The sequence below is a fragment of the Rhodoferax sp. PAMC 29310 genome (assembly GCF_017948265.1).
GTDB lineage: Bacteria > Pseudomonadota > Gammaproteobacteria > Burkholderiales > Burkholderiaceae_C > Rhodoferax.
In genome coordinates this window covers 2,497,556-2,521,809 of sequence record NZ_CP072852.1, presented here as the reverse complement: position 1 = coordinate 2,521,809, position 24,254 = coordinate 2,497,556, and the positions used below count along the sequence as shown (strand labels likewise).

Annotated in this window: 24 protein-coding genes, 1 other RNA gene and 1 pseudogene; 15 read left to right on the top strand and 11 right to left on the bottom strand. The window is 60.2% G+C overall.

Going from position 1 to position 24,254, the window contains the following annotated elements; translation table 11 throughout:
- Nucleotides 1-26: 26 nt before the first annotated feature.
- The 5 genes and pseudogenes from J8G15_RS11570 to J8G15_RS11555 all read right to left on the bottom strand — a co-directional run bounded on the left by J8G15_RS11570 (nt 27) and on the right by J8G15_RS11555 (nt 3,608).
- A complete protein-coding gene (locus J8G15_RS11570; protein ID WP_210542146.1) occupies nt 27-1,325 on the bottom strand; it encodes a diguanylate cyclase in 1,299 nt (432 codons plus the stop codon).
- Between the two features lie 12 nt (nt 1,326-1,337).
- Nucleotides 1,338-1,463 (bottom strand): 7TM-DISM domain-containing protein, encoded by a 126-nt coding sequence (locus J8G15_RS21880; RefSeq protein WP_255555766.1) that lies wholly within the window; start codon nt 1,461-1,463, stop codon nt 1,338-1,340.
- Between the two features lie 64 nt (nt 1,464-1,527).
- Nucleotides 1,528-1,722: pseudogene (locus J8G15_RS21875) on the bottom strand (7TM-DISM domain-containing protein); the annotation flags it as partial.
- A 657-nt stretch (nt 1,723-2,379) separates the two neighbouring features.
- On the bottom strand, nt 2,380-2,751 hold the full coding sequence (locus J8G15_RS11560) for an oxygenase MpaB family protein (RefSeq protein WP_210542142.1): 372 nt from the start codon (nt 2,749-2,751) through the stop codon (nt 2,380-2,382).
- On the bottom strand, nt 2,748-3,608 hold the full coding sequence (locus tag J8G15_RS11555; protein WP_210542139.1) for a carotenoid biosynthesis protein: 861 nt from the start codon (nt 3,606-3,608) through the stop codon (nt 2,748-2,750). Before J8G15_RS11555 ends, J8G15_RS11560 begins: the two co-directional genes overlap by 4 nt.
- Nucleotides 3,609-3,762: 154 nt before the next feature.
- Here J8G15_RS11555 and J8G15_RS11550 point away from each other — a divergent pair, with 154 nt between their 5' ends.
- The 8 genes from J8G15_RS11550 (at nt 3,763) to J8G15_RS11515 (ending at nt 11,610) form a co-directional block, all read left to right on the top strand.
- Nucleotides 3,763-4,737 (top strand): LysR substrate-binding domain-containing protein, encoded by a 975-nt coding sequence (locus J8G15_RS11550; RefSeq protein ID WP_210542137.1) that lies wholly within the window; start codon nt 3,763-3,765, stop codon nt 4,735-4,737.
- Nucleotides 4,738-4,774: 37 nt separating this feature from the next.
- The gene (gene pyrC / locus J8G15_RS11545; protein ID WP_210542135.1) at nt 4,775-5,809 is read left to right on the top strand and encodes a dihydroorotase; all 1,035 of its coding nucleotides are present in this window, start codon (nt 4,775-4,777) and stop codon (nt 5,807-5,809) included.
- A gap of 47 nt (nt 5,810-5,856) precedes the next feature.
- Nucleotides 5,857-6,681: an NYN domain-containing protein gene (locus tag J8G15_RS11540; protein WP_210542133.1), complete on the top strand. Its 825-nt coding sequence runs from the start codon at nt 5,857-5,859 to the stop codon at nt 6,679-6,681.
- A complete protein-coding gene (locus tag J8G15_RS11535; protein WP_240538251.1) occupies nt 6,678-7,472 on the top strand; it encodes a DUF3025 domain-containing protein in 795 nt (264 codons plus the stop codon). The genes J8G15_RS11540 and J8G15_RS11535 overlap by 4 nt, the downstream gene beginning before the upstream one ends.
- 69 nt (nt 7,473-7,541) lie before the next feature.
- On the top strand, nt 7,542-8,417 hold the full coding sequence (htpX, locus tag J8G15_RS11530) for a protease HtpX (RefSeq protein WP_210542131.1): 876 nt from the start codon (nt 7,542-7,544) through the stop codon (nt 8,415-8,417).
- Nucleotides 8,418-8,426: 9 nt separating this feature from the next.
- Complete coding sequence (locus J8G15_RS11525) at nt 8,427-9,050, top strand: LysE family transporter (RefSeq protein ID WP_210542129.1); 624 nt, start codon at nt 8,427-8,429, stop codon at nt 9,048-9,050.
- Between the two features lie 132 nt (nt 9,051-9,182).
- Complete coding sequence (locus J8G15_RS11520) at nt 9,183-10,520, top strand: bifunctional diguanylate cyclase/phosphodiesterase (RefSeq protein WP_210542127.1); 1,338 nt, start codon at nt 9,183-9,185, stop codon at nt 10,518-10,520.
- A complete protein-coding gene (locus tag J8G15_RS11515) occupies nt 10,444-11,610 on the top strand; it encodes a bifunctional diguanylate cyclase/phosphodiesterase (protein WP_210542125.1) in 1,167 nt (388 codons plus the stop codon). Before J8G15_RS11520 ends, J8G15_RS11515 begins: the two co-directional genes overlap by 77 nt.
- A gap of 75 nt (nt 11,611-11,685) precedes the next feature.
- On the opposite strand, the gene J8G15_RS11510 is transcribed toward J8G15_RS11515, so the two are convergent.
- Both J8G15_RS11510 and cysK read right to left on the bottom strand, forming a co-directional pair.
- On the bottom strand, nt 11,686-13,458 hold the full coding sequence (locus J8G15_RS11510) for an NAD(P)/FAD-dependent oxidoreductase (protein WP_210542123.1): 1,773 nt from the start codon (nt 13,456-13,458) through the stop codon (nt 11,686-11,688).
- A 103-nt stretch (nt 13,459-13,561) separates the two neighbouring features.
- Nucleotides 13,562-14,479: a cysteine synthase A gene (cysK, locus tag J8G15_RS11505; RefSeq protein WP_210542121.1), complete on the bottom strand. Its 918-nt coding sequence runs from the start codon at nt 14,477-14,479 to the stop codon at nt 13,562-13,564.
- 92 nt (nt 14,480-14,571) lie between these two features.
- Between cysK and rnpB the strand changes: the two genes are divergently transcribed.
- Nucleotides 14,572-14,927: RNase P RNA component class A (gene rnpB / locus J8G15_RS11500), an RNA gene on the top strand.
- Nucleotides 14,928-14,966: 39 nt separating this feature from the next.
- Here the strand turns inward: rnpB and J8G15_RS11495 are convergent.
- Nucleotides 14,967-15,506, bottom strand: a complete 540-nt coding sequence (locus J8G15_RS11495) for an Rrf2 family transcriptional regulator (RefSeq protein WP_210542119.1) — start codon at nt 15,504-15,506, stop codon at nt 14,967-14,969.
- A gap of 138 nt (nt 15,507-15,644) precedes the next feature.
- Here J8G15_RS11495 and nhaR point away from each other — a divergent pair, with 138 nt between their 5' ends.
- A complete protein-coding gene (gene nhaR, locus J8G15_RS11490; RefSeq protein ID WP_210542117.1) occupies nt 15,645-16,580 on the top strand; it encodes a transcriptional activator NhaR in 936 nt (311 codons plus the stop codon).
- Here the strand turns inward: nhaR and J8G15_RS11485 are convergent.
- The 3 genes from J8G15_RS11485 to J8G15_RS11475 form a co-directional block, all read right to left on the bottom strand.
- The gene (locus tag J8G15_RS11485; protein ID WP_210542115.1) at nt 16,577-17,365 is read right to left on the bottom strand and encodes an RNA pseudouridine synthase; all 789 of its coding nucleotides are present in this window, start codon (nt 17,363-17,365) and stop codon (nt 16,577-16,579) included. The two genes, nhaR and J8G15_RS11485, sit on opposite strands and share 4 nt — an antisense overlap.
- 26 nt (nt 17,366-17,391) lie before the next feature.
- Nucleotides 17,392-18,210, bottom strand: a complete 819-nt coding sequence (locus J8G15_RS11480) for a zinc-dependent peptidase (protein ID WP_210542113.1) — start codon at nt 18,208-18,210, stop codon at nt 17,392-17,394.
- 82 nt (nt 18,211-18,292) lie between these two features.
- Nucleotides 18,293-19,948 carry an MBL fold metallo-hydrolase gene (locus J8G15_RS11475; RefSeq protein ID WP_210542111.1) on the bottom strand — a complete coding sequence of 552 codons (1,656 nt, stop codon included), beginning with the start codon at nt 19,946-19,948 and terminating at the stop codon, nt 18,293-18,295.
- A 65-nt stretch (nt 19,949-20,013) separates the two neighbouring features.
- On the opposite strand from J8G15_RS11475, the gene dapF reads away from it, so the two are divergent.
- The 5 genes from dapF to J8G15_RS11450 are packed head-to-tail and all read left to right on the top strand — an operon-like array spanning nt 20,014 to nt 24,173.
- Complete coding sequence (dapF, locus tag J8G15_RS11470; RefSeq protein WP_210542109.1) at nt 20,014-20,889, top strand: diaminopimelate epimerase; 876 nt, start codon at nt 20,014-20,016, stop codon at nt 20,887-20,889.
- Nucleotides 20,886-21,572, top strand: a complete 687-nt coding sequence (locus tag J8G15_RS11465) for a DUF484 family protein (protein ID WP_210542108.1) — start codon at nt 20,886-20,888, stop codon at nt 21,570-21,572. Before dapF ends, J8G15_RS11465 begins: the two co-directional genes overlap by 4 nt.
- A 35-nt stretch (nt 21,573-21,607) precedes the next feature.
- Nucleotides 21,608-22,585 (top strand): tyrosine recombinase XerC, encoded by a 978-nt coding sequence (locus J8G15_RS11460; protein ID WP_210542106.1) that lies wholly within the window; start codon nt 21,608-21,610, stop codon nt 22,583-22,585.
- Nucleotides 22,586-22,622: 37 nt separating this feature from the next.
- Complete coding sequence (locus J8G15_RS11455; protein WP_210542104.1) at nt 22,623-22,934, top strand: hypothetical protein; 312 nt, start codon at nt 22,623-22,625, stop codon at nt 22,932-22,934.
- Nucleotides 22,935-22,991: 57 nt separating this feature from the next.
- Nucleotides 22,992-24,173, top strand: a complete 1,182-nt coding sequence (locus tag J8G15_RS11450) for a class I SAM-dependent rRNA methyltransferase (RefSeq protein WP_210542102.1) — start codon at nt 22,992-22,994, stop codon at nt 24,171-24,173.
- The last annotated feature ends 81 nt before the right edge of the window (nt 24,174-24,254 follow it).

The following is a 24,254-nucleotide window of genomic DNA, read 5'->3' as shown; positions in this document are numbered from 1 at the left end:
TGCACCATTGCCGCGCCAGAAGCGGTTCACTGCGCCTCGTGCGCGGGGTTTTTGTCGGGGTGAGTCGGCGGCGCAAGTACGGGTGTGTCGATCAGTGGTTTTGCCCGTCGAACGCAGTGCTTCCCATCTTTTTTCCCTTGGTACATGGCCGCGTCGGCCTGTCTGAGCAGGTCAATGGCGTTGGCCCCATCCTGGGGTGAAAGGGCGTAGCCGACGGTTAATCCGATATGACAGGTTTGCGTGCTCAGGGCAAAGGGATCGTTGAATGCCATCAACAGCTTCTCTCCCCGCTCCCAGGCTTGCTGAATGCTGTTTAGTCCACTCGACATCACCACGAACTCGTCTCCACCCAGGCGGGCGATCACGTCGCTGGATCGCACGGTCGCACGCAGACGGGCGGCCACGGCGACCAGCAACTCGTCGCCGACCTCATGTCCGTAGCGGTCGTTGACTTGTTTGAAACCATCCAAATCCATCATGTAAATCGCGACGAGGTGATCTGGTTTGACCCGCTTGATGGCATTGGTCATGGCCGTATTGAGACCTCGCCGGTTGGGAAGATCCGTCAGCGGATCGGTGTGCGCCAGAGAGTGCAAGCTGTCCCGCTCCCGAATGGCGTGGTGCACGGCAGCTTTGAGCGCTTTGGTTCGCAGGCCTAGCACCCGCATGAACACCAGCATGTCGATGGTGGCTCCAAACTGGAACGAGTGGAGCGTCCAGAAGTTAACGCCGACGCGGCCTTTGATGACTTCGATCAGGAGCGCTGTTGTTGCGAAGTAAACCGCCCAGGCCAGCAAAAAGTAGCCACCAACGCTGTCTCCCCGGCGTGCACGGGCGATGGCTCCGGGCATGCCCAAGAGGGCGGGTGCCAGGCCCAATGTGCTGACGATGGCTGTGACGACGCGGATATCAATGAGGTCAAAGGCATAACACAGGGCGAAAAATAACGTCAAGACGGCACCGGTTTTCATGAGCCTGCTGAACCACGGCTTGGTGTCGGGGCCGGTCAGGGCTTGTTCAATGAAAAGAAACGATCCCGTGGAGGCGATCAGTGCTGACAAGCCCCCCGCATGGATTTCCATCCAAATATTGCCTGGCCAGACATATTGAGCGCCAACCCCGAACTGAAGCAGCGAAAACATCAGGCTGCCTGAGACAAGAATCGCGTATTTGGCGAATAGATGCTCCCCCAAACTGACCCACTGCGCCAAGCTGTACAGCAGCAGGCACAGGGCCAGACCGGTAAGTACGCCCTGCAGCATTTGTTCTTGCAGGGCCTTGGCATGAAACTCTGACGGTTTACTCAGGGTAATGGGCAAGATCATTGCGCCCTTGTTTTACACCCGAAGGTACAAGTCATAGCTGGTGCCGGGGGATAGCTTCAGTCCAAACGTGTGTGAACGACTGCGTACGGGGCGCTGTGCATAGGCCTCTAAATTGCCAAGCGTAGCCTGGTCTACGATGGTCTACGATGGTCTTGTCGTGGATCACATAGATTTCAATGTGATTGAGTGGTTGGTAATCGATGTCCAATGCCCACAGCCCATTGCTCTCGCTGGACACTGAGATGGGAATGCGAAGCCAAACGGCCTCTTTTTGCATACCGAGGGTGCCATGGGCTGTTTCGGGGGCCGCGAACCGGTGGGCGGCTTCTTGCACGTCGGCAATGCCAAGTTCTTTACTTGGATCAAAAAGCACTGTGACGGCCGGCCAGGCCTGCATCATGGGGTTCGAGTCCGACAGCGCCAAAGGTGCAGCCCATGAAACGGAGGTGACGCCCATCAAGACCCAGATGAGCACCAAAAGGAGGGCGTGTCGGAGCTTGCGCCAAACTGCAACCGGCCCGCCTTTGCCAAGCTTCAATAGCCTCCTAACTTTTGGAGGGTTCATTCCGGGGCCTGGTTGGGTCATTCTGTCTTCGAGTCGGTTTATCCAAAGAGGGGCTTTGGGATCGTAATTCCAAGCGCTGATGGTCTTGTTGGCGTGGCTCAGCAAATGCGCTGGCAGCTTCAGTGGGCGAGTTTGATCCATCAATAACCGGCTCATAAGGTGATAACCCAGCACACGAGTCAGGAATCTGGAGATCGAGAAATCAGCAGACACCGAACGTACCACGCCGTCCAGCCCTCTGGCAATTAGAATTAACAGTAAGAACAAGTCTCGCGATAAAAGTGGTACTTTCTTCGTGAGGCCAATATTCCTCGCCGTCTCCGGGCCACAAAGATGGCGGCTCATTAATGCAGGAAATGGCTTCAGCATGAGAAGCGGAATTGCACTTTCTATGGCCGCCATCAAGGCCTGACCCAGCGCAGGACGTGAGTCTGGTTGGGCCGCTTCGGCCCGGCCCCGTTTTTGAATTTTTGCAAACAAGGCTTCTGCCTAGTCCATCGTGTCCGCCAGGAGTTCCCGCCTGATGCCCAATACGTGCCGGACGACATTCCAGGCGTGGAGGTAGGCTTCCTCGTCGCTGGCCGGAAGGCCTAGCCCGAGGCGTCGCATGCTGCGCAAAAATACATACGAGAAAGTCAACAGCGTGTACGCCAACTCCTCTTGGTTGCAGGGCAAGCCGTCTTCGCCCACCTTCCAGCCATGCGCCCATAGTGCTTGGTACAGGGTGGCGCACTCGGGCCGGCGCAGGGCGGGAAGCTCTCCGGCCCCCGTGACGTGGTGTTGCCCGCCCAGAGCGAGCAGGGCATTTTCGGGGCTACCGCGAAGAAGGAGGTTGCGAATCGTGGCATGAATCAGTCTCACCGATAGGGCATGTGCGCCAGTCGATCGCTGGACACCGGGCTGATCACAGGCAAGGTGGCAGGCAATCGGCGCCAGCGTCGCCAACCCGCTAGTGCACAAAGAATGGGAATACCCATGGCAAACACCGCAATGGCGCGCGTCTCCAAGGGGTGCCCCACCAAAACCTGAAAGACCATGGCGCTTGCGTAGAGCGAGAGCGGCATGAGCGCGTGCCACTTGCCAAAGTCACCCGCGGGACGCAACACTTGTTTTTGCATGAAAAGTCGAACACTCAGCAGAATCACAAAACTGACGCCAACCCAACCGACAAAGCCCTGCAGGGTTTCCCCAAACCATCCGCCATCCGTCTTGGTCATCACCCAAGCCTTGAGCTGATAAACCATATAGGGGTCGGCTCCAAGGTCAAAGGCTGTGACGATCATGGCCGCCAAAAAGGACATGAAGACGACATCCGTGAAGCGGTTGGAGCCGTGTTTCGGGCTTTGCAAAACAATCAAGTTGCTGACCACGTAGCCCGTGTAGCAAAGCGAAAACCACATGAGTGGGATGACCGCAGGAACGTCTCCCAAGCGCCAGCCGAGCACATCGGTGTAAACATATTCGCCAAAAAACCAGCCATAGGACACCCCCATTTGCTCAGCAAACCAACCCAGTGCCGTCGCAACGATGACAAAGCCTGTGGCCGCACGCGGTCCCAGCAAGTGGCTGGCATTGGCCCAGCAAAACGCAAACATCAGGAGTGAGCTGGCGACAATGGCTGCAGTGGTTTCACTGCGGCTTCGGATGGCCATTGTGATCAAGTAGACCGCAAACAAGGCGTAGCTCAACCTGGGGATGGCGGCAAGACGTGAATTCATTGCGTTCCTGTGGATGCATAGGTGGCCCCAAAGCACCTTACAGGGTGGCTGGGTTTGTTTTTGTGGCGCAGTCTGAACCGTCAGCGTGACGAGGGCCTGTCAGCTACTGGTGTTTTGGGGGATATCTCATGCAATCCGCGCATAATCCCGATCCATGGAAACCAAATGGCTTGAAGATTTTGTGAGTTTGGCTGAAACGCGCAGTTTCAGCCGCTCCGCGCAATTGCGTCACGTGACGCAACCCGCATTCTCCCGGCGCATCCAGTCGCTGGAGGCGTGGGCGGGCACAGATTTGGTGGACCGAAGCAGTTATCCCACCCGACTCACGCCGGCGGGCGAGACGCTGTATGACCAGTCGCTGGAGGTGTTGCAGTCGCTGCAAAGCACCCGCGCCATGCTGCGGGGCCACACCGCGGCCGGGCGCGATGTGATTGAGTTTGCAGTGCCCCACACGCTGGCCTTTACGTTCTTCCCGGCTTGGTTGTCCAATCTGCGGGAAAAGTTTGGGCCCATGAAAAGCCGTTTGATTGCCCTCAATGTGCATGACGCTGTGATGCGCCTCGTAGAAGGCAGTTGTGACCTGCTGATTGCCTATCATCACCCCTCTCAGCCTTACCAGTTGGACGCAGAGCGCTATGAAATGGTGAGCTTGGGGGAGGAGGTCATCGCACCCTATGTGAAGCCTGATGCGGATGGCGCACCAGCATTTTTGTTGCCGGGTCGCCCCGGCCAGCCGCTGCCCTACCTCGCCTACGCGCCGGGCGCCTACCTCGGACAGATGGTAGATTTGATTCTCAAAGGTTCTGGCACGGCCATTCACTTTGACCGAGTGTATGAGACGGACATGGCAGAGGGTCTGAAGGCCATGGCGCTGGAAGGGCATGGCATTGCCTTTCTGCCCCACAGCGCGGTCAAGAAAGACTTGCGTGCCAAGCGACTGGTCAGTGCACAAGCGCCCGGCCTGGCCAATCTGCAAATCACCATGGAAGTCCGTCTGTACCGCGAACGCCCCACCGTCCGGGAGCCAGGGAAATCCGGCGTGCAGACCAACCGCAATGGGGCGCCCAGTGCCAAGCGCAACGCCCAGTCATTGTGGGACTTTTTGCTGACCCAACCGCCCGCGATGTGAGTTCACCCTTTCGTTTTCCATCTGCACCAATTCCCCCATGACACAAACTATTCAAATCACCCGCCCCGACGACTGGCATCTGCATGTGCGCGACGGCGACGCGCTCAATACCGTGGTGCCGCACACCGCCGCCCAGTTTGGTCGCGCCATCATCATGCCCAACCTGCGCCCACCGGTGACGACCACCGAGGCTGCACTCGCCTACAAGGCGCGTATCCAGGCAAGCGTTCCGCCCGGTGTGCAGTTTGAGCCGCTGATGACGCTTTACCTCACTGACAACCTGCCCGCTGACGAAATTGCCCGCGCCCATGCCGCCGGCATCGTCGCGGCCAAGTTGTATCCCGCGGGAGCCACCACCAACAGTGACGCGGGCGTGACCGATTTGCGCAACACTTATAAAACGCTGGAGGCGATGCAGCGCGCCGGCATGTTGCTGCTGGTGCACGGCGAGGTGACGTCCCCCGACATCGACCTGTTTGACCGGGAAGCCGTGTTCATTGACACCCAGCTCATTCCCTTGCGCCGCGATTTCCCTGAACTCAAAATTGTGTTTGAGCACATCACCACCAAAGACGCAGCGCAATATGTGCAGTCGGCAGACCGGTTTACTGCCGCCACAGTCACCGCCCATCACCTGCTCTACAACCGCAACGCCATCTTCACGGGCGGCATTCGCCCGCACTATTACTGCCTGCCGGTGCTCAAGCGCGAGTCGCATCGCCTGGCTTTGGTCGAGGCCGCCACCAGTGGCTCGGCCAAGTTCTTCCTGGGTACCGACAGCGCACCGCACCCGGCGCATCTGAAAGAGCACGCTTCGGGTTGCGCGGGCTGCTACACGGCCCACGCCGCCATGGAGTTGTACGCAGAAGCCTTTGACTCGGTCGGCGCCTTGCACCAGTTGGAATCCTTTGCCAGCTTCAATGGCGCTGACTTTTATGGCCTGCCCCGCAACACGGGCACCATCACCCTGGCCCGGACCAGCTGGACGCCACCCGAGAGCTATGCCTTTGGCGAGGCCGCGCTCAAGCCACTGCGATCGGGCGAGTCACTGCCCTGGAAAATGATCGCCTGACCTGCCGGTGGCGCGTTGGACCTGTCGCCGCCCTACAAGGAGTTGACGTGAACGTCTTTCTGATTGATGCCGACAACCTGAACTCGGGCGCCTGGATTGACGAGGCCTTTCGTGTGCTGCAAGAGTCAGAGGGCCCGCTGCCGGTGCGACGGGCCTATGGCAGCTCCGACAACCTGAAGAACCTGGCCGAGGTGCTGCGCGCCTGGGCTGTGCGGCCCTTTGTGAACCTTGCGTTGACCAAAAACACCACAGATATCGCCTTGGCGGTGGATGCCATGGAACTGGCATGCCAAAGTCCGCCGCCCAAATTGGTGGTGATTGGCTCAGGCGACGCCGATTTTCTGCCGCTGGTGGTGCGACTGCGTGAGCGCGGAATCCGCATGGTTTGTGTGTCAGAGCGCAGCAAAATGGGACGTGAGGCTGTGTCGGCGTATGACCGGGTGATTCTGGTGGGGTCGGCGCAAGAGCCGTTGCCGTCCCCTGAATCCGCCACTGAGAAGCCCGCACGAAAGACCGCCAAAGCGCCTGCCAAAAAAGTGGCGACCAAAACGGCAGCTCCCAAGGCCGCCGCTGCCAAAAAGACAACAGCCAAGAAAGTCAAACCCAATGCGCCTGCCGTGGAGCCCATCGACGGCACGGCGTCTGCCCAAGCGCTGCCCGATGTTGCTGCCATTCTTCAGGCCGTGCCGAGCTTGCAGGACGGGCAACCACACCCCTTGGCGGCGGTGGCCAAAGCCTTGTTGGACGCCAAACTGCGTGGCAAGAACACCACGGCCACCAAACTCTTGAAGAAGTTCCCACTCCACTTTTCCTTGTTGCCGCTGGAAAAGCCCAGAACGGTCAGCTACCACTTGCCTCAGGGGCCCGCTTGAGCGTCTTGGCTTCTCAGGAATTGGCCACCGTTGACTGGACCGCCCCCTGGCTTGCGCCCTATGTGGCGATGGGGCAGGGCGCCGCGACACAGGTTGGCGCCGGTGCGTCTAGTGCCCAAGCGCTGAACGCCGCGTCAGCATCGCAAGCGCCACTTGTGCAATTTGTGCCACAGAGCGACTTGCCGGCGGGCGAGGCCTATGAGAGTTATATTTTTCATAGCGGCTGTTGCCCGACCCGAGAGGGCTTGCATGACTTTTTTAATGGATTGGCATGGTTGCAGTTTCCCCAGACCAAGCGCCGCCTCAATCAATTGCATGTGGCGCAAATTGCGCAAACCGGCATCCAGCCGGTGCGCGGTCCGGCGAGGGACGGCCTGACCGTGTTTGATGAGAACGCCGCTTTTCTGCAAGCGCCTGATGCACTGTGGGACGCCTTGGCCGCCAAGGACTGGCAGCGCTTGTTTGTCGACCTTCGCCCGCTTTGGGCCCAGGCTCACTTGGTGATCTTTGGCCATGCCTTGATGGAAAAGCTGGTTTCACCCCGAAAAGCGATCACAGCCCACGTCTACCGTGCGCAAGTAGCTATTGATTCAATAGCAAATCTGGATGCCTGGATGGCAGCCGATCTGAGTGCCGACAAGCTCGCGGCCAAGCCGTTTGCGCACCTGCCGGTTCTGGGCGTGCCGGGCTGGTGGCCTGCCAATGAAGACCCGGCGTTTTACGACGACGCCAGCGTGTTTCGCCTGCCCAAACAAGTACTACATGTGGGGGATCTTCCCGTTCCGTCTTGAATTGGGATCGATACGCCCTAACATCCGCGCTGACTCCCCACCGGTAAGGGGAGGCTTCTGAAAGAAACAATGAAACGTATTGCTTTGTTCATCATGACCAACCTCGCGGTGGTGGTCGTCTTGGGAATTGTGGCCAATCTGTTGGGCGTGAATCGCTACCTGACGCCCAACGGGCTCGACTTGAAAGCCCTGATGGGGTTTGCGCTGATCATGGGTTTTGGCGGCGCCATCATCTCCTTGTTGATCAGCAAGCCCGTGGCCAAGTGGTCGTCGGGTGTGCGCGTCATCAACCAGGCCCAAAACGCCGACGAGGCCTGGATTGTCGAAACCGTGCGCAAGTTTGCGGAGAAGGCCGGCATTGGCATGCCTGAAGTCGGTATCTTTGAAGGCGCGCCCAACGCGTTTGCCACCGGCGCCTTCAAGAACTCGGCCCTCGTCGCTGTCAGCACCGGTTTGTTGCAAGGCATGACGCGTGAAGAGGTCGAGGCCGTGATTGGCCATGAAGTGGCCCACATCGCCAACGGCGACATGGTCACCATGACGCTGATCCAGGGCGTGATGAACACCTTTGTGGTGTTCCTGAGCCGGGTCATTGGTTACGCCATTGACAGCTTTTTGCGCAAGGGCGATGACCGCTCCAGCGGGCCTGGCATCGGCTACTTCATCACCACCATCGTGTTGGATATTCTGCTGGGCTTTGTGGCCGCCATCATCGTGGCCTGGTTCTCCCGCCAGCGCGAGTTTCGTGCGGACGCCGGCGCAGCCCAGTTGATGGGACGCCGCCAGCCCATGGTGAATGCCCTTGCCCGTTTGGGCGGCATGACGCCGGGCGAGTTGCCCAAGAGCATGGCGGCCATGGGGATCGCTGGTGGCATTGGCAAGTTGTTCTCGACTCACCCGCCGATTGAAGAGCGCATTGCCGCTTTGCAAAACGCACAGCCTTAAGGTCTTCGCATGCTGCTCTCCACCTGGTTGGCTTTCTTCGCTGCGTCCTGGGCCATCAGTATTTCGCCCGGCGCAGGTGCAGTGGCCGCCATGAGTGCAGGGTTGAACCATGGCTTTCGCCGAGGGTTTTTCACGATCTTTGGTTTGATTTTGGGTATCTGGACCCAGGTGACCGTGGTCGGCGCGGGGCTGGGTGCTTTGGTGGCTGCGTCCAGCACCGCTTTTTCAGTCGTGAAATGGCTGGGCGTGGCGTACCTGATCTGGCTGGGGATTTCGCAGTGGCGCGCGCCGGCACGGCCCCTGGTCGCGCAGACGGAAGGCGCGGTGCAAGTCACCCGCCGTTCGATGGTGCTGCGCGCCTGGATGATCAACACCGTCAACCCCAAGGGCACGGTCTTTCTGTTGGCTGTGGTACCCCAGTTCATGACCTTGTCGCAGCCCTTGCTGCCGCAATACTTGATCATTGGCGCCACGCTGGCATTCACCGACCTGGTGGTCATGGCTGGGTACTCTGCGCTGGCGGCCCGCGTGCTGGGCGCGCTCAAGTCGCCTGCGCACATCCGCGCCCTGAATCGCACCTTTGGCAGCCTCTTTGTCATGGCCGGGTCGCTGCTGGCGCTGTTCAAACGCTAGTGCTGCGAACCGCCAGTTTCCTCGCAGGGATGCTCATGTCTCTGCTGCGAAATGTGACCCTGCGATTAAAGGCGTCGGATCCCTCTGGGCTATAGTGCCGTGGTCGGTTTTAAATGACTTACTGGAGCATAGATGGGGGACGAAAAACGTTATGAACGGGTCTTCCATGTAAGCCCGATCTCGATGAGTCTGACCACTTTAAGGGAGGGTCGCTTTATCGACGTCAATGGGGCCATGGAGCGCATCACTGGATATACACGCGATGAAACGATCGGTCACACCAGCGTCGAGATGGGTATTTGGGTTGACCCCGAGGTGGCTCGTGCGGTGATTGTCGCGGACTTGGCTGCCAATGGCGTGGTGCGCGATCGGGAGTTGTTGATGCGCCTCAAGAGCGGTGAGCAGCGTATTTTCCTGATGGGAGCTGCGGTGATTGAGGATCCTGCCGAGCCGCTGATGATGGCCGGGTTTCAGGATGTCACCGAGCGCTATCGGCTTGACGAGGCGCTTAGGCAGTCGGAGGCTCGCTATCGTAGATTCATCGAAGACCTGCCCCTTGGCGTTGTCGTGACTCAACAGGGCGTCATCAGGTTTACCAATGCAACGGCGAGAACATTACTCGGGTTCTCGGCGGATGAGTTGCACGGCAAGCCCTTCCTGCCATTTGTGCTCGAGGAAGATCGTGCCTGGTTGGTTGATTTGCACCAGCGCCGCATGCGCGGGGAAGACGTACCCACGACCTACGAATGCCGTTTCGCGACCAAGTCGGGCGAGGTGCGCCATTGGAGCCTGGATACGCGTACGATCGATTGGGACGGCACGGCCGCCATCGCCACTGTCACCGATAACACCGAGACTAGGCGCACACAGTCTGAATTGAAGCTTGCCGCCAGCGTTTTCGCTCAGGCGAGCGAGGCGATCGTCATTACCGATGCTGATGCCACGGTCATCGCCGTGAACGACTCATTCACGCGGCTGACCGGTTACTCCCGCGAAGACGTGGTGGGGCGCGACGCGACCCTGTTCCGGTCACCTCAGCAGGATCTTGAGTTCTATGCCAACCGGCGACGAGTGCTCGAAGAGCGCGGCGAATGGAGGGGCGAGTTGTGGATTCAACGCAAAGGTGGTGGCCTTTTCGCGGTGAGTGAGTCGATCTCGCGCGTCCAGGATCTCAATGGTGCCGTCAGCCATTATGTTGCCCTGTTCTCCGATATCACCGAGGCCAAACGGCACCAGCAGCAGCTAGAGCATTTGGCCCATTTTGACTTCCTGACCAGCCTGCCGAACCGGGTTTTACTTGCCGACCGACTACAGCAGGCCATGGTCCAGAACATGCAATGTGGGCAGTCGCTGGCGGTGGTCTATCTTGATCTGGATGGGTTCAAGGCGGTGAATGACCTCTACGGCCACGACACCGGTGACCGATCTTCTGATCGCTCTCGCGCAGCGCCTGAAAACTGTATTGCGTGACGAGGATACTTTGTCTCGCATCGGTGGCGATGAATTTGTGGCGGTAATAGTCAATTTGGACCAACCGCAGACCTGTGAACCGATACTCGAACGGCTTTTGCAGGCTGCGGCAGGGCCTGTGATCGTCGATGATCTGGTTTTAGGTGTGTCTGCCAGTGTCGGGGTGACTTTCTACCCGCAGGACAATTCCGACGCTGAACGGCTTTTGCGTCATGCCGACCAGGCGATGTACCAGGCCAAGCAGATGGGGAGGAACCGGTACCATTTGTTCGATGTTGCTCAGGATGTGGCCGTCACGGTGCGCAATGAGAGCTTGGCCCGCATCCGTCGAGCGCTAGATGAAAGCGAGCTGGTGCTCTATTATCAGCCCAAGGTGAACATGAAAATGGGCAAGTTCATTGGGGTTGAAACCCTGATCCGATGGCAGCACCCGGAGCGCGGCCTGCTGCTGCCCGCCACTTTCCTGCCCAGCATTGAAGGGCATCCGATCAGTGTGGAGTTGGATGAATGGGTTATCAATGCGGCCATGACGCAGATCAGGACCTGGCATTCGGCAGGCTTGGAGATCCCGGTGAGCGTGAACATCGGCGCGCGCCAATTGCAGCAAAGAGCTTTTGTGGCACGACTCGCCGATTTGCTCGCCAGCCATCCGAAAGTGGATCCCGCCAATCTGGAATTGGAAATCCTGGAAAGCAGCGCGCTTGAGGACATGCTGTCGGTCGTCGAGGTCATGAACGCCTGCATTGCCCTTGGCGTCAGTTTCGCTCTGGATGACTTTGGAACGGGGTATTCCTCGCTGACTTACCTCAGGCGCTTGCCGGCAAAGTGTCTCAAGATTGACCGAAGCTTTGTGCTTGAAATGTTAGATGACCCGGACGATCTTGCCATCGTGCAAGGGGTCATTGGCCTGGCGACTGCATTTCGCCGTCAGGTGATTGCCGAAGGTGCTGAGACGGTCGCGCATGGCACCCAACTGTTGGCGCAAGGATGTGTGTTGGCGCAGGGGTTCGGTATTGCCAGGCCGATGCCTGCCTCTGAAGTGCTTGATTGGGTAGTCAAATGGCGGCCCGATGCAGCATGGACCGCTTGATACCCGGCAGACCCACCTGCCAGTTTTGCGGGCTTTCAACAGGGCGTAGCCAAAACAGGTTTTCTTTGCGACAAATCAGCCAATCAGGCTTCGTGCAACGGCCTCTGCCACTTTGATGCCATCGACCCCCGCCGACAAGATGCCACCGGCGTAGCTGGCGCCTTCCCCTGCAGGGTACAAGCCCTGGGTGTTGGTGCTTTGCAGGTCCTCGCCACGCGGAATTTTTAACGGGGAAGAAGTGCGCGTCTCCACACCGGTGAGCACCGCGTCGTGCATGTCAAAGCCGTTGATCTTCTGGGCAAACGCGGGCAGGGCTTCGCGAATCGCCTCAATGGCGTAGCCGGGTAGGGCGGCGTTCAGGCTGCCCAGGGTCACACCCGGTTTGTAAGACGGCTCGACGCCGCCGAGCTGGGTGGAGGACTGGTTTCGCACAAAGTCACCCACCAGTTGGCCGGGTGCGTTGTAGTCGCTGCCGCCCATGACATAGGCGTTGGATTCGAGCTGGCGTTGCAAAACAATGCCGGCCAGCGGGTGCTGTGCGCCACCCAATGTGTCCGGCGTGGCCACGTGCTCGCCCAGCGCCGCATGAAAGGCGACGGCGTCGACGGGAAAGTCGCTGGGGTCGATGCCGACCACGATGCCGGCATTGGCGTTGCGCTCGTTGCGCGAGTACTGGCTCATGCCATTGGTCACCACGCGGCCGGGCTCCGAGGTGGCGGCCACCACCGTGCCACCCGGGCACATGCAAAAGCTGTACACCGAGCGGCCGTTGTTGGCGTGGTGCACGAGTTTGTAGTCCGCTGCGCCCAGGCTGGGGTGGCCGGCGTGGCGGCCCCAGCGGGCGCGGTCGATCACGCCCTGCGGGTGCTCCACCCGAAAGCCGACCGAGAATGACTTGGCGTCCATCGCCACACCGCGCTGGAACAGCATGGCAAAGGTGTCACGCGAACTGTGGCCCAGCGCCATCACGACTTGGTGGGTCGCCAGTTCATAGGGCTGCCCGGTTTTGAGATTGATCACGGTGAGCCCGCGCACCTGACGGTTAGGTCCGTCGCCCTCAATGAACACGTCGCTGACGCGTTGCTCAAAACGGATTTCGCCGCCCAAAGCAATGATCTGCTCACGCAGGTGCTCCACGACTTTGACCAGTTTGAAGGTGCCAATGTGGGGGTGGGCTTCGGTCAAAATTTCTGCCGGCGCGCCGGCTTTGACGAACTCGTTCATCACCTTGCGGCCCAGAAAGCGCGGGTCTTTAATCTGGCTGTAGAGCTTGCCGTCTGAGAAAGTGCCGGCGCCGCCTTCGCCAAACTGCACATTCGACTCCGGGTTCAAGTCCCGCTTGCGCCACAAACCCCAGGTGTCCTTGGTGCGTTCTCGCACTGATTTGCCGCGCTCCAGCACGATGGGCTTGAACCCCATTTGGGCCAGCACCAGGGCGGCAAAAATGCCGCAGGGGCCAAAGCCGACCACCACCGGGCGCAACGGCAGATCAGCGGGCGCCTGGCCGACTGGCAGGTACACCATGTCGGGCGTGGCAAAAACCTGTGGGTGCGCCGGAAATTGGCTCAAGATCACCGGCTCCTGCGCGGCGTCGTTCAGCCGCACATCGACGATGTAGACCACGATCAACTCGGGCTTGCGCGCATCAAAGCTGCGTTTGAAGACCTGGAGGTCCGCAATGTCAGTCGCAGCAATACTCAGCACCTTGCCCGCCAGGTCACGCAGCGCGTCAATGGGGTGCGGGGTGGGCACGCGGTCGGCGTCGGTCTCTGAGGGTGCGTCGGCGGCGCGGCGCTCGTCAACGGGCAGGGCCGTGAGCGGCAGTTTGAGTTCTGTGAGTCGAATCATGGCTCGTGTTTATCAAGCAAAAGAAGGGCCGCCATCATACGTCGGGTGAGCGGCGTTTGAGGGCGGCCTTGCGGGGGCTCATGCGGCGCAGGCCGCTTCAGTGTCAGGCAGGCAAGAAGCCTTCAACGGACAGGTAGCGTTCACCCGTGTCGTAGTTGAAGCCCAACACGGTAGCGCCTGCCGGCAGTTCGCCCAGCTTCTGCGCGATTGCCGCCAGGGTGGCTCCGCTGGAGATGCCCACCAGCATGCCTTCTTCAGCAGCGCAGCGGCGGGCCATCTCGCGGGCTGGTTCGGCGTCGACCTGGATCACACCATCCAGCAATTCGGTGTTCAGGTTTTTGGGGATGAAGCCCGCGCCAATGCCTTGAATCGGGTGAGGGGCGGGCGCGCCGCCGGAGATCACGGGCGAGGCTACGGGCTCGACGGCAAACACCTTCAGATTCGGCCACTTGGCCTTGAGAACCTGTGCGCAGCCGGTGATGTGACCGCCCGTGCCCACGCCAGTGATCAACGCGTCCATGCCGTTGGGGAAGTCGGCCATGATTTCCTGCGCGGTGGTGCGCGCGTGCACGTCAATGTTGGCGGGGTTCTCAAACTGCTGCGGCATCCACGAATTGGGCGTGGCGGCAATCAACTCAGACGCACGGGCGATGGCGCCTTTCATGCCCTTTTCACGGGGGGTCAGGTCAAACGTGGCGCCGTAAGCCAGCATCAGTCGGCGGCGCTCAATGGACATGCTGTCGGGCATCACCAAGATGAGTTTGTAGCCCTTGACCGCGGCCACCATGGCCAAGCCGACACCGGTGTTGCCGGAGGTGGGCTCGATGATGGTGGCGCCGGGTTTGAGTTCGCCACTTTTTTCAGCCGCTTCGACCATGGACAGCGCGATGCGGTCTTTGATGGAGCCGCCGGGGTTGCTGCGCTCCGACTTGATCCACACGTTGTGGCCGCTGCCAAACAGACGGTTGATGCGCACGTGGGGTGTGTTGCCAATGGTCTGCAGAATGTTGTCAGCTTTCATGGGGTCTCCTTCGGTTGTTTGTCGCCCATTTTGGACGAATTAATGGATCGCTTTGGGTATATCGATATCGTTAGCCGTGATAATCGGGGTGTGAAGCCCGCCAGACTGTCGCTGGTGCGATCTGGGAAACCAGGCACTGGAGGAACGTCCGGACTGCATAGGGCAGCGTAGCAGCTAACGGCTGTCCATTGAAAGCCCATCACGCAAGTGAGGGGTATAAGGTGAGGATTAGAGCAACAGAGACGAGCCGATTTAGTTCGGGTGAAACGGGCAATCTCTACGCGCAGCAATACCAAGTAGGCACACGTTGACGGGGCCCCCGGAGTGTGCGGGTAGGTAGCACCGAGCTGTTGGGTGACCAACAGCCCAGATTAATGACAGTCACATGGAAAGTGGTCGCAAGACCGGTTTCCGTGCACAGAATCCGGCTTATCGGTGGGCTTCACACTTATTCACCACCTGCCTGAAGGCCTTGCGACCTCAGGTGTCAGGTACGACCCAGCAAAGACTGACCCAGCGCGAACACCGAGTTGGGCACGTTGGAGCGCAAGGCGTCCATCTTGGGCTTCTTGAACACGCCGCGGTTGGCAGCGGGCTTTTCCTCTATTTGAACGCCCTTGGCCAGTTGCTGCAGCACCAGGCTGCGCAACGAAATGGACTTCATGTAGTCCACCATGCGGGAATTCAAGCTGTCCCACAGGTCTTGCGTCATGTCTTGCCCGGCCGCTTGCGCCTTGGTGACGTTGACTTCCAGCTTCGCGGGGGCGGTGTCTTCTTCGACCGCGCCAATGATGTCCGCCACGGTGATGCCGTCGGCACGGTGACCCAAGGCGTAACCGCCACCGGGGCCGCGTGTGCTTTCAACCAGGCCGTGCTGGCGCAGCTTGCTGAACATTTGCTCCAGGTAGGACAGCGAAATTTGTTGACGTGCAGCGATGTCGGACAAGGGCACAGGCCCCAGCTTTTCGCGCAAGGCCACGTCAATCATGGCGTTGATGGCAAATCGTCCTTTGGTACTTAGTCGCATAGTTGTCTCCTGTCTAACTCATATCTATGAGCAAGGTTTAACTATAAAGTTCATATTACTTCGTGTAAATTCGTATTTCTAACAATTTAACTTCGAAAATTGCGAACTATCAAGGCCTGAAATCAAGGGTAAACGAGCATGAATTTCAAACATTTGCATTACTTCTGGGTCACCGCCAAGGCCGGCGGCATCATGCGTGCGGGCGAGCAGTTGCACACCACGCCGCAAACCCTGTCCGGCCAGATCAAACTGCTGGAACAATGGTTGGGGCGCCCGCTGTTTCGCAAAAGCGGCCGTCAACTGGAATTGACCGAGGACGGGCGAGTGGCTTTGGGCTACGCGGACCAAATTTTCGCCTTGAGCGCCGAGATGGAGGGTGCGTTGCGCCAACCCATTGGTGCACAACGTGTGCTGGATTTTCGGGTGGGAGTGGCGGATTCAGTGGCCAAATCGGTGGCCTATCGCTTGCTGGAGCCCGCCATGGCGGTGGCTGAGCCAGTCAAGCTCTTGTGCAGCGAGGGGAAGTTCACGGATTTGCTGGCCCAGTTGGCGCTGCACAAGTTGGATTTGGTGATTTCGGACGTGCCCTTGTCGCGTCACGTCAGTGTGAAAGCGTTTAACCACCCGCTTGGGGGCAGCCCGATGACGTTTTTTTGCGCACCCAGTTTGCGGCCTTTGCTCAAGGGCAGCTTTCCACACAACCTGAACGGCATGCCGATGCTGGTGCAGGGTGCCTCGGTGGCGGTGCGCCAGCAGTTGGAAAGCTGGTTGACCAAGCTGCAGGTCTATCCGCGTGTGATTGGCGAGTTTGATGACGCCGCACTGATGAAGGCCTTTGGTCGCGAAGGGCGGGGGGTGTTCATGGCGCCCACGGTGCTGGAGGAGGAAACCGTGGACCAGTTTGGCGTGGAAATCGTTGGTCGCACCGAAGAGTTGACGGAGGAGTTCTTTGCCGTATCGGTGGAGCGGCGCATTACCCACCCCTGCGTGGTAGCAATCACCGACGCAGCGCGGGGCCAGTTGTTCAGCGCCCGCATGGTGCGCCCGGCCCCGGGGCAGGCAAGTTCGGCTTAGAAGCGCTCGTGGTCCATCAGGTAGCGCCATTTGCCAGGCGCTAACTGGGTCATGGCCACACGGCCGACGCGCAAGCGCTTCATGCTCACAATTTGCAGGCCCACCCGCTCGCACAGGTAGGCAATCAAACCGGGGTGTGAGCCTTTGACGGCAAAGCGCAATTTGGATGTTTTCTCGTTGTCACTGTTCAGGCTGACTTTGACCGTGGGCAGCAGTTTGCCGTCGTTGGACAGGGTGTGATTCAATCGTTTGATGGTTTCTGGCGGCACTTCGCCTTCAACTTCCACGATGAATTCCTGCTCCATCACGCTCGCATCCTCAATCAGCTTGCGCGCCACGCGCCAGTCCTGCGTGAAGATCACCAAGCCGCTGGCGCCGGTCTCTAGCGGCACCGTTGCCTCCAGTTTGGAGAAATGGCGCTTCAGGACGCGGGTGCCTGAGGCGTCTTCTGCTGCGTGGGCGCCCACCAGCAGCAGTTGGTGGGCAGGTTTCACGTGTTTGCTCGCGTCGCCGGGCAAGGCCATGGCGTCATAGCCGGGCGGCTTGTTTAGCAGCAGGGTGACGTCGCTGAGCTCCATCAGGCTGGCGTCTTTGTCAATCTCCACCTTGTGGTTGGAGACCCGGAACATGGGTTCTTCCACCACTTGGCCGTTCACACTGACCCAGCCGCCTTCAATGTACTGCTCGGCCTCGCGGCGGGAGCAGGGGACGAGTTCGGCCACCCGTTTGGCCAGTCGTTCGTCTTCACGCGGCGCGCCGGGCGCCGATTTTTTGTTCGCAATCATGGGCGGGATGTTAACCGTGTGGCCATTTACCAGCTCAGCGGATTGAGTTGGTAGAACTGGGACAGTTCACGATATAGCGCGGGGTGCTCGTCGGCCATGCGCTGGGGTTGCTCAAAGAAAACCTCGGAAATCACGGCAAAGAATTCGGCGGGGTTGGTGGCGCCGTAGTCGCTGAACAGCGATGCCGTGCGATGGTCGGCCCGCGCCTGAAGCGCGGAAAACTCGGCCCCCAGCACTTCCGTCCAACGGGCGTAATGCGCGCGCCGCCCCAGGATCGGCGCACCATTGGCTACACCGGTTTCCTGATCGAGTTGATGGGCGAACTCGTGGATGGTGACGTTTTGGCCGTCCGTGGGGTTGGCGGCGCCTTCCAAGGTGTCGTGCCAGGACAGGATGACCTGGCCCTCAGACCAAGACTCGCCGGACAGTGCGCGGGGCTCGTGGTGGGCCACGCCCGCATAGTCGGTTTGCACCCGGTGCACCACAAAGCTGCCGGGGTACACCAGAATTTGTCGCAAACCGGGGTAGTAGGTGCCGGGCCGATTCAGCAGCAACAGACAGGCCTGAACGGCCACGGTGACGCGGATTTCATCGGTGATTTCCAGTCCGTCACAGCCGATAAAAGCCTTTTCCGCGAGAAAGACCAGCATGTGTTGCTTGAGCTGAAGCTGCAAATCGGCCGGCATGGCCCGCACATAAGGCACGCGCCGCTGAAGAATGCGCCGCCATTCGGTGGGGAAGGGTTGAGCCCGCAGGCGACGGCGCTTGTGCTCCGTCCAATAGGGTTGACCCATGAACCAGAGCACCAGAAGCAGGGCCAGGCAGGTGAGGATGAGGGCGGGCAACAGGGCTCCGGGTGGTTGGGTTAGACAGGTCCCTAGCTTGGCACGGCAGGTCGGCTTTTCAATAGGGAGTGTCGAGGCAGTGTCACGTCATTAAGCTTTCAAGGCGGGCGACATGGGCCATCAGTGAGCGTTTAGCCACCGGCCACATGCGCGGCGGCACGTCGTCATAGGCCAGCGCCACCCAGTCGTCCAGCGTGCCCTGTGGCGCGGTCTGCATGGCGCGCAAAATTTTGGCCTCGCGTTTCAAACGGTGCGCTTTGAGATGGCTGATGGCCTGCGCGGCTTCGCCGGTGGGCCCGCCCATGACGTAGCCATGGGCGGGCAGGATGTAGTCCAGCCGGTCTTGTTCGCCAAGCTCACTCAAGCGGTCCAGTGACTGAAGGTAAAGCGTCATGTCGCCATCCGGTGGGTCAATCACGGTGGTGCTGCCATTCAGAATATGGTCTCCACTGAACAGCAAGCCGTCCTCCAGCAAGATCAGGCACAGGTGGTTGGCGGCGTGGCCCGGCGTGTGAACGATTTTCAGTGTATGGGTCAAATCACCATCTGGCCCAAGTCCAGTGAGCGTGAGTAGCTCCTCATCTTGTAGCGCCCTGTCCGGGGTGAACTCACTGGCGGCGCGGGCGTTGGGGCCTGATGGCAGGCCCAGAATGGGCGGTTTTTGAGCGCAACGGGCTTGCAGTGGCAAAGCACCGGGTGAATGGTCGGGGTGAGAGTGGGTGCACACAATCAGCCGGATATCACCCCCTGCGGCGCGCCAGAGCTTGTCCAGGTGCTCCGCGTCGGCCGGGCCGGGATCGATCACGATGTAGCCCGTGGCGGGCTCACCCACCAAATAGCTGTTGGTGCCGGGGCCGGTCATCACGCCGGGGTTGGGCGCCGTCAGCCGTTGCACATTGTTCAACAGCGCCACGGGGTGCTCGGTCTGCCAGTCCAGTGCGTGCACGATTTGGCCGTCAGGGCACACCATTGCGAGTTCGCCAAACGGCAACTCATGCTCCATATAACGGGCCTCGCGCCCGGCCAGCAGGCCGGCGCGGGGGCAACTGGTCCACAACGGTTGCTCGTCCACCGCGCAGGCCTGCAACACGGCGTCAACGTCGGAGAAGTCCTGCAGCCGTTCCAGCGTGCGCAAGGTGGGAAAGATCATGAAAAAGCTGCCCGCCTTGTGTCGCGCCAAGGCATCGAAGGGGCGCACCCACTCGGGCTCAAACTGCTCGGTCTCGTCGGCCACCGGCATCTGACCTTCGGGCATGCGGGCGATCAAAAACGGCACATCAAAGCGGCGCGGCAAGTCGCGGTCGGTCACCCAGTGCGCCAGCACAAACACGTCTTGGGCCATCAAGGTCAGGCCGTGCGCCTTGCATTGGGCCACAAAGGGCTGGTGACGGTCCAGTGCGGCAATGTCGCTGTCGTCGGCCACGCGGCCGTCCGGGCGGCGCGCCAGCAGCACGCCCAATTCTTCGAAGCTTTCGCGAATGGCGGCAATGGCCTGCGTCAGGTGCAGGTCGCTCTGGCTGGGGCGCCGCGTGGCCTGCGAGTGGCTGGTGGCGTCCAGCGCGTCCACGCCGCCACCGGGGAATACATAGGCGCCGGGCGCAAAGCTGGCCGTGGTAGCGCGGCGGGTCATGAGCACTTCGACGCCCTGTGGGCCATCTCGCATGAGCAGCACCGTGGCGGCAGGGCGCGTGGGGGCTGGCGGGCGGGGCGGGTGAAGGAGTTGGTTTTGGCGGGGCATAATTTGATTTTGCAACGAATACCGGCGTTTGCCCCTGTCGCCAAGGATCAAGGGATAATTCCGGCATGCGAATTCCGTTCACCAAAATGCAGGGCGCCGGCAACGACTTTGTTGTGCTGGACGAAACCCAGGGCCGCGTCGGACTGACCACCGCGCACTACCGTTTCTTGGCAGACCGCCATTTTGGCGTCGGCGCGGACCAAATTTTGACGGTGCGCCCCGCGCTCGCACCGGGCATCGACTTTGAATACGTGATCCACAACGCCGATGGCGCCGAGGTGGAGCAGTGCGGCAATGGCTCCCGCTGCTTTGCCCGCTTTGTGGTGGACCGCGGCTTGACCACCAAGCATGCCATTCGCGTGCAAACCTTGGGAGGCGTCATTGAGCCCCGCCTCAACGATGACGGCCGTGTCACAGTGAACATGGGGTCGCCCGTGTTTGATCTGGCGGACATTCCCTTCGATGCGCAGGGCATCCAGCACGAGCCCTTGGGCTCATGGCAAAAATGGCCTCTGGCCCTTGCTGGACTGGCGCAGACAGCTCCTGTTTTGGTAGCGGTTGTTTCCATGGGCAACCCCCACGCGGTGCAAGTGGTGGACGATGTCGACACGGCGCCGGTGTTGACTCAGGGCCCATTGATCGAGCACCATGCCTGCTTCCCCCGCCGGGTGAATGCCGGTTTTATGCAGGTGGTCGACCGCGGCCACATTCGCCTGCGGGTGTTTGAGCGCGGCGCTGGCGAAACCCTGGCCTGCGGCACCGGCGCCTGTGCGGCGGTGGTCGCCGGCATTCGGCTGGGCCTGCTGGACGAGACTGTGGATGTGCAAACCCACGGTGGCGTGCTGACTATTTCCTGGGCCGGCGGTGCATCTTCTGTAATGATGACCGGTCCGGCTACGACCGTTTTCCATGGCGAAATTGACCTGCCCGAGACCTTATGACCACTACTTTGACCAACCCCATCACCGAAGACGACATCGCCAACTACCTGGCCAACACCCCTGACTTTTTTGAGCGCCATGCCGAACTGTTGGCCGCCGTTCACCTGAACAGCCCCCACAGCAACCGCGCTGTGAGCCTTCAGGAGCGTCAGGCGCAGATGCTGCGCGACAAGATCAAGGGCCTGGAGCACCGAATCATGGACATGATCCGCAATGGCAACGAGAACGTGATCCTGTCGGACAAGCTGTTGCGCTGGGCGCGCACCTTGTTCTCATCAAACGACGTGCTGGCACTGCCCGCACAGATCGCTGCAGAAATTCAAGACCAGTTCTCGATGCCGCAAGTAGGCATCAAGGTCTGGGATGTGGCGCCGCAGTTCGCCCATGCCGACTTCACGCAGGGGGTGAGCGACGACGCCAAGCTGTTTGCCTCCTCATTGATGGAGCCGTTTTGCGGCGTGAACAGCGGTTTTGAGGCGGTGAGCTGGCTGCCCGAGCCTCACCTGGCCGTCTCTCTGGCCATTCTGCCGCTGCGGGCCGGGCTGATTGGCTCGGCCACCCCGGCTTTTGGCATGCTGGTGTTGGCTTCACCTGATGCACAGCGCTTTGCCAGCTCCATGGGCACGGACTTTTTGGAGCGCATCGCCGAGTTGGCTAGTGCCGCCCTGACGCGCCTGCGTTGAGGATTGCGGCTCGGGCTTGATTGACGCATCAATCCATGGCTCAAGCCCGTGAGACCGCCGACACGCCAGCGCCCGGCGCGCTGAGTCCGCTGGTTGAGCGCTATTTGGAGCATGTGCGCGTCGAAAAGCGGCTGGCGGACCGCACTGTTACTTTGTACGCGCTGGATTTAACCAAGTTGAGCGACTTTGCCGCGCAAGTGCCAGTCGAGTTGATCCAGGTTCAAAACCACCACATCCGTCGCTGGGTGGCCAGCATGCACGGTGGCGGACGCAGTGGCCGTGGCATTGCCCTGATTTTGTCGGGCTGGCGGGGTTTTTACACCTGGCTTGGCCGCGAGGGCTTGGTGGCCAGCAATCCAGTGCAAGACGTGCGCGCCCCCAAAGCCGGTAAACCCTTGCCCAAGGCCCTGAGCGTGGACGACTCGGTTCAACTCGCCAGTTTTGAGGGCAAAGACCAGGGCCCTTGGCTGGAGGCGCGCGACGCGGCGCTGGTGGAGTTGTTGTATGGCGGCGGTCTGCGGGTGGGCGAGCTCACCGGGCTGGATGTTCATGCGTCAACGAGTGCACGTGGCTGGGTGGATGGGCAGGCGGGCGAGGCCCATGTGCTGGGCAAAGGCGGCAAGCGGCGCACCGTACCGGTCGGAGCGAAGGCCAGCGAGGCTTTACAGCGTTGGCTGGCGGTGCGCGATCCGGCTCACGCCTTCGACTCACAAGCGGCTCTGTTCATTGGCCGCAACGGCACTCGCCTGAGTGCGCAGTCGATCTGGCTGCGCTTGAAGCAGCGCAGCCAGCAGGCCGGCTTGGCCACCCCGGTGCATCCCCACATGCTGCGCCACTCCTTTGCCAGCCATTTACTGCAGTCCAGCGGCGACTTGAGGGCGGTTCAGGAATTGCTGGGCCATGCCAATATCAGCACCACGCAGGTCTACACCCGACTGGACTTTCAGCACCTGGCCAAGGCCTACGACGCCGCTCACCCGCGCGCCAAGATCAAGGGCAAGGACGCAGACTAAGGCAAACTAGCGACCTTCAATACAAAAAGGAGAGGCCATGCGCTCTCAAGTACGCGTCCTATTGGACAAAGGGGTGGAGTTCACATTCAACGTCAATGAGGCGGCGCCGATGGCGTCGGAGGCGGCCCGGCAATGGCTAGACGGCCAGTTCACTGAACTGGACTGCGAGCCGCTGCGTGCCAGTGGCAAGGTCTTGACCGCCGACAAAGTGTTGGTCGTCACCCAGGCGGCAGGTGCCTCATTGTTGTCCGATGCGGCCTGGGCGGCCAATTTCACGCAGGCCGTTCACGCCGCTTTGGGCAAGCCCATGATTCAGGTGGATGTGCCGAACATGGCCATCACCTATTGAGTCCAAAGTTTGACCTGATCGAACTTGGTGGGGGTGGTCAGGCGTCACAATCGGCCCATGAAAATTATTCGTTTAAGAGCCGGCAAAGAGCGCTCTCTTTTGCGCCGCCACCCCTGGATTTTTGAGTCCGCCATTGCCAATGGCAGTGCCGAATCGGGTGAAACGGTGCGAGTTGAATCGGCCGACGGTCAGTTCCTGGGCTGGGCTGCCTTCAGTCCCACGTCCAAGATACGGGCTCGGGTCTGGAGTTTTAACGAGACCAGGCCAATTGATACTTCGTTTTTGATAGCTACTGTCGCAGCCTCTGTGAGCGCTAGAGGTCGGTTTGATATCCATAGTGACAGTATGCGTCTGGTACACGGCGAGTCAGATGGCTTGCCGGGCGTGATCGTCGACCGTTACGGCGACACGCTGGTCGCCCAGTTTTTGTCCTGCGGCGCCGAGCGCTGGAAAGACGTGTTGGTCGATGCCTTGTTGGCTGCCACCGGACTGTCCCGCCTGTATGAGCGCTCAGACGCCAGTGGTCGCGCGCTGGAAGGTTTGCCTGAAGTTACGGGTTGGTTGCGAGGGGAGGGCCCACTGGATTTGGTGCTGCATGAGCATGACTGGCGCTTGGCCGTCAACATCGCCACCGGGCATAAAACCGGCTTTTACCTGGATCAGCGTGACAGCCGCCAGCGTTTTGCCCAGTACGCCAAGCGACTGAACTTCCAGCGTGTTTTGAATTGCTACTGCTACACCGGCGGCTTCACCGTGGCGGCCCTGACCGGTGGCGCTGCCCACGTCACGTCCATCGACTCGTCGGGCCCGGCCATTGAGAAAGCGGCGGCCAACGTGGCCTTGAACGGCTTTGACGCCAGCCGGGCGACTTTTATGGATGCGGATGTCAACGCTTCCTTGCGCCAGTTTGTCGCTGAAGGGCGCACCTTTGATGCCATCGTGCTGGACCCGCCCAAGTTTGCGCCGACGGTGACCCATGCCGAGCGCGCTGCGCGGGCTTACAAAGACATCAATCGCCTGGCCTTCAAGCTGCTGGAACCGGGCGGGGTGCTGTTTACTTACTCTTGCTCAGGGGGCATCAGCGCGGATTTGTTTCACAAAATTGTTGCCTCAGCAGGCATTGACGCCTCCGTGGATGGGTACATCACCGAGCGCATGGGCGGTGCGCCCGATCACCCCATGACCATTGAGTTTCCGGAAGGGGAATACCTGAAAGGGCTTGTTGTCATGCGTAAGTGAGCTGTCGGCCATTGACCAGTACACTCCCGGCTTCCAAGTTCCGGATCCCAGCGGGGCAGATCACCGGTCAACAGTCCGAGT

What these genes read in the sequence shown, in the direction of transcription:
- J8G15_RS11570 (WP_210542146.1), bottom strand. Translation starts at nt 1,325, where the DNA reads ATGATCTTGCCCATTACCCTGAGTAAACCGTCAGAGTTTCATGCCAAG.
- J8G15_RS11555 (WP_210542139.1), bottom strand. Translation starts at nt 3,608, where the DNA reads ATGAATTCACGTCTTGCCGCCATCCCCAGGTTGAGCTACGCCTTGTTT.
- J8G15_RS11550 (WP_210542137.1), top strand. Translation starts at nt 3,763, where the DNA reads ATGGAAACCAAATGGCTTGAAGATTTTGTGAGTTTGGCTGAAACGCGC.
- pyrC (WP_210542135.1), top strand. Translation starts at nt 4,775, where the DNA reads ATGACACAAACTATTCAAATCACCCGCCCCGACGACTGGCATCTGCAT.
- htpX (WP_210542131.1), top strand. Translation starts at nt 7,542, where the DNA reads ATGAAACGTATTGCTTTGTTCATCATGACCAACCTCGCGGTGGTGGTC.
- J8G15_RS11525 (WP_210542129.1), top strand. Translation starts at nt 8,427, where the DNA reads ATGCTGCTCTCCACCTGGTTGGCTTTCTTCGCTGCGTCCTGGGCCATC.
- J8G15_RS11520 (WP_210542127.1), top strand. Translation starts at nt 9,183, where the DNA reads ATGGGGGACGAAAAACGTTATGAACGGGTCTTCCATGTAAGCCCGATC.
- J8G15_RS11515 (WP_210542125.1), top strand. Translation starts at nt 10,444, where the DNA reads ATGACCTCTACGGCCACGACACCGGTGACCGATCTTCTGATCGCTCTC.
- J8G15_RS11510 (WP_210542123.1), bottom strand. Translation starts at nt 13,458, where the DNA reads ATGATTCGACTCACAGAACTCAAACTGCCGCTCACGGCCCTGCCCGTT.
- cysK (WP_210542121.1), bottom strand. Translation starts at nt 14,479, where the DNA reads ATGAAAGCTGACAACATTCTGCAGACCATTGGCAACACACCCCACGTG.
- J8G15_RS11495 (WP_210542119.1), bottom strand. Translation starts at nt 15,506, where the DNA reads ATGCGACTAAGTACCAAAGGACGATTTGCCATCAACGCCATGATTGAC.
- nhaR (WP_210542117.1), top strand. Translation starts at nt 15,645, where the DNA reads ATGAATTTCAAACATTTGCATTACTTCTGGGTCACCGCCAAGGCCGGC.
- J8G15_RS11485 (WP_210542115.1), bottom strand. Translation starts at nt 17,365, where the DNA reads ATGATTGCGAACAAAAAATCGGCGCCCGGCGCGCCGCGTGAAGACGAA.
- J8G15_RS11475 (WP_210542111.1), bottom strand. Translation starts at nt 19,948, where the DNA reads ATGCCCCGCCAAAACCAACTCCTTCACCCGCCCCGCCCGCCAGCCCCC.
- dapF (WP_210542109.1), top strand. Translation starts at nt 20,014, where the DNA reads ATGCGAATTCCGTTCACCAAAATGCAGGGCGCCGGCAACGACTTTGTT.
- J8G15_RS11465 (WP_210542108.1), top strand. Translation starts at nt 20,886, where the DNA reads ATGACCACTACTTTGACCAACCCCATCACCGAAGACGACATCGCCAAC.
- J8G15_RS11460 (WP_210542106.1), top strand. Translation starts at nt 21,608, where the DNA reads ATGGCTCAAGCCCGTGAGACCGCCGACACGCCAGCGCCCGGCGCGCTG.
- J8G15_RS11455 (WP_210542104.1), top strand. Translation starts at nt 22,623, where the DNA reads ATGCGCTCTCAAGTACGCGTCCTATTGGACAAAGGGGTGGAGTTCACA.
- J8G15_RS11450 (WP_210542102.1), top strand. Translation starts at nt 22,992, where the DNA reads ATGAAAATTATTCGTTTAAGAGCCGGCAAAGAGCGCTCTCTTTTGCGC.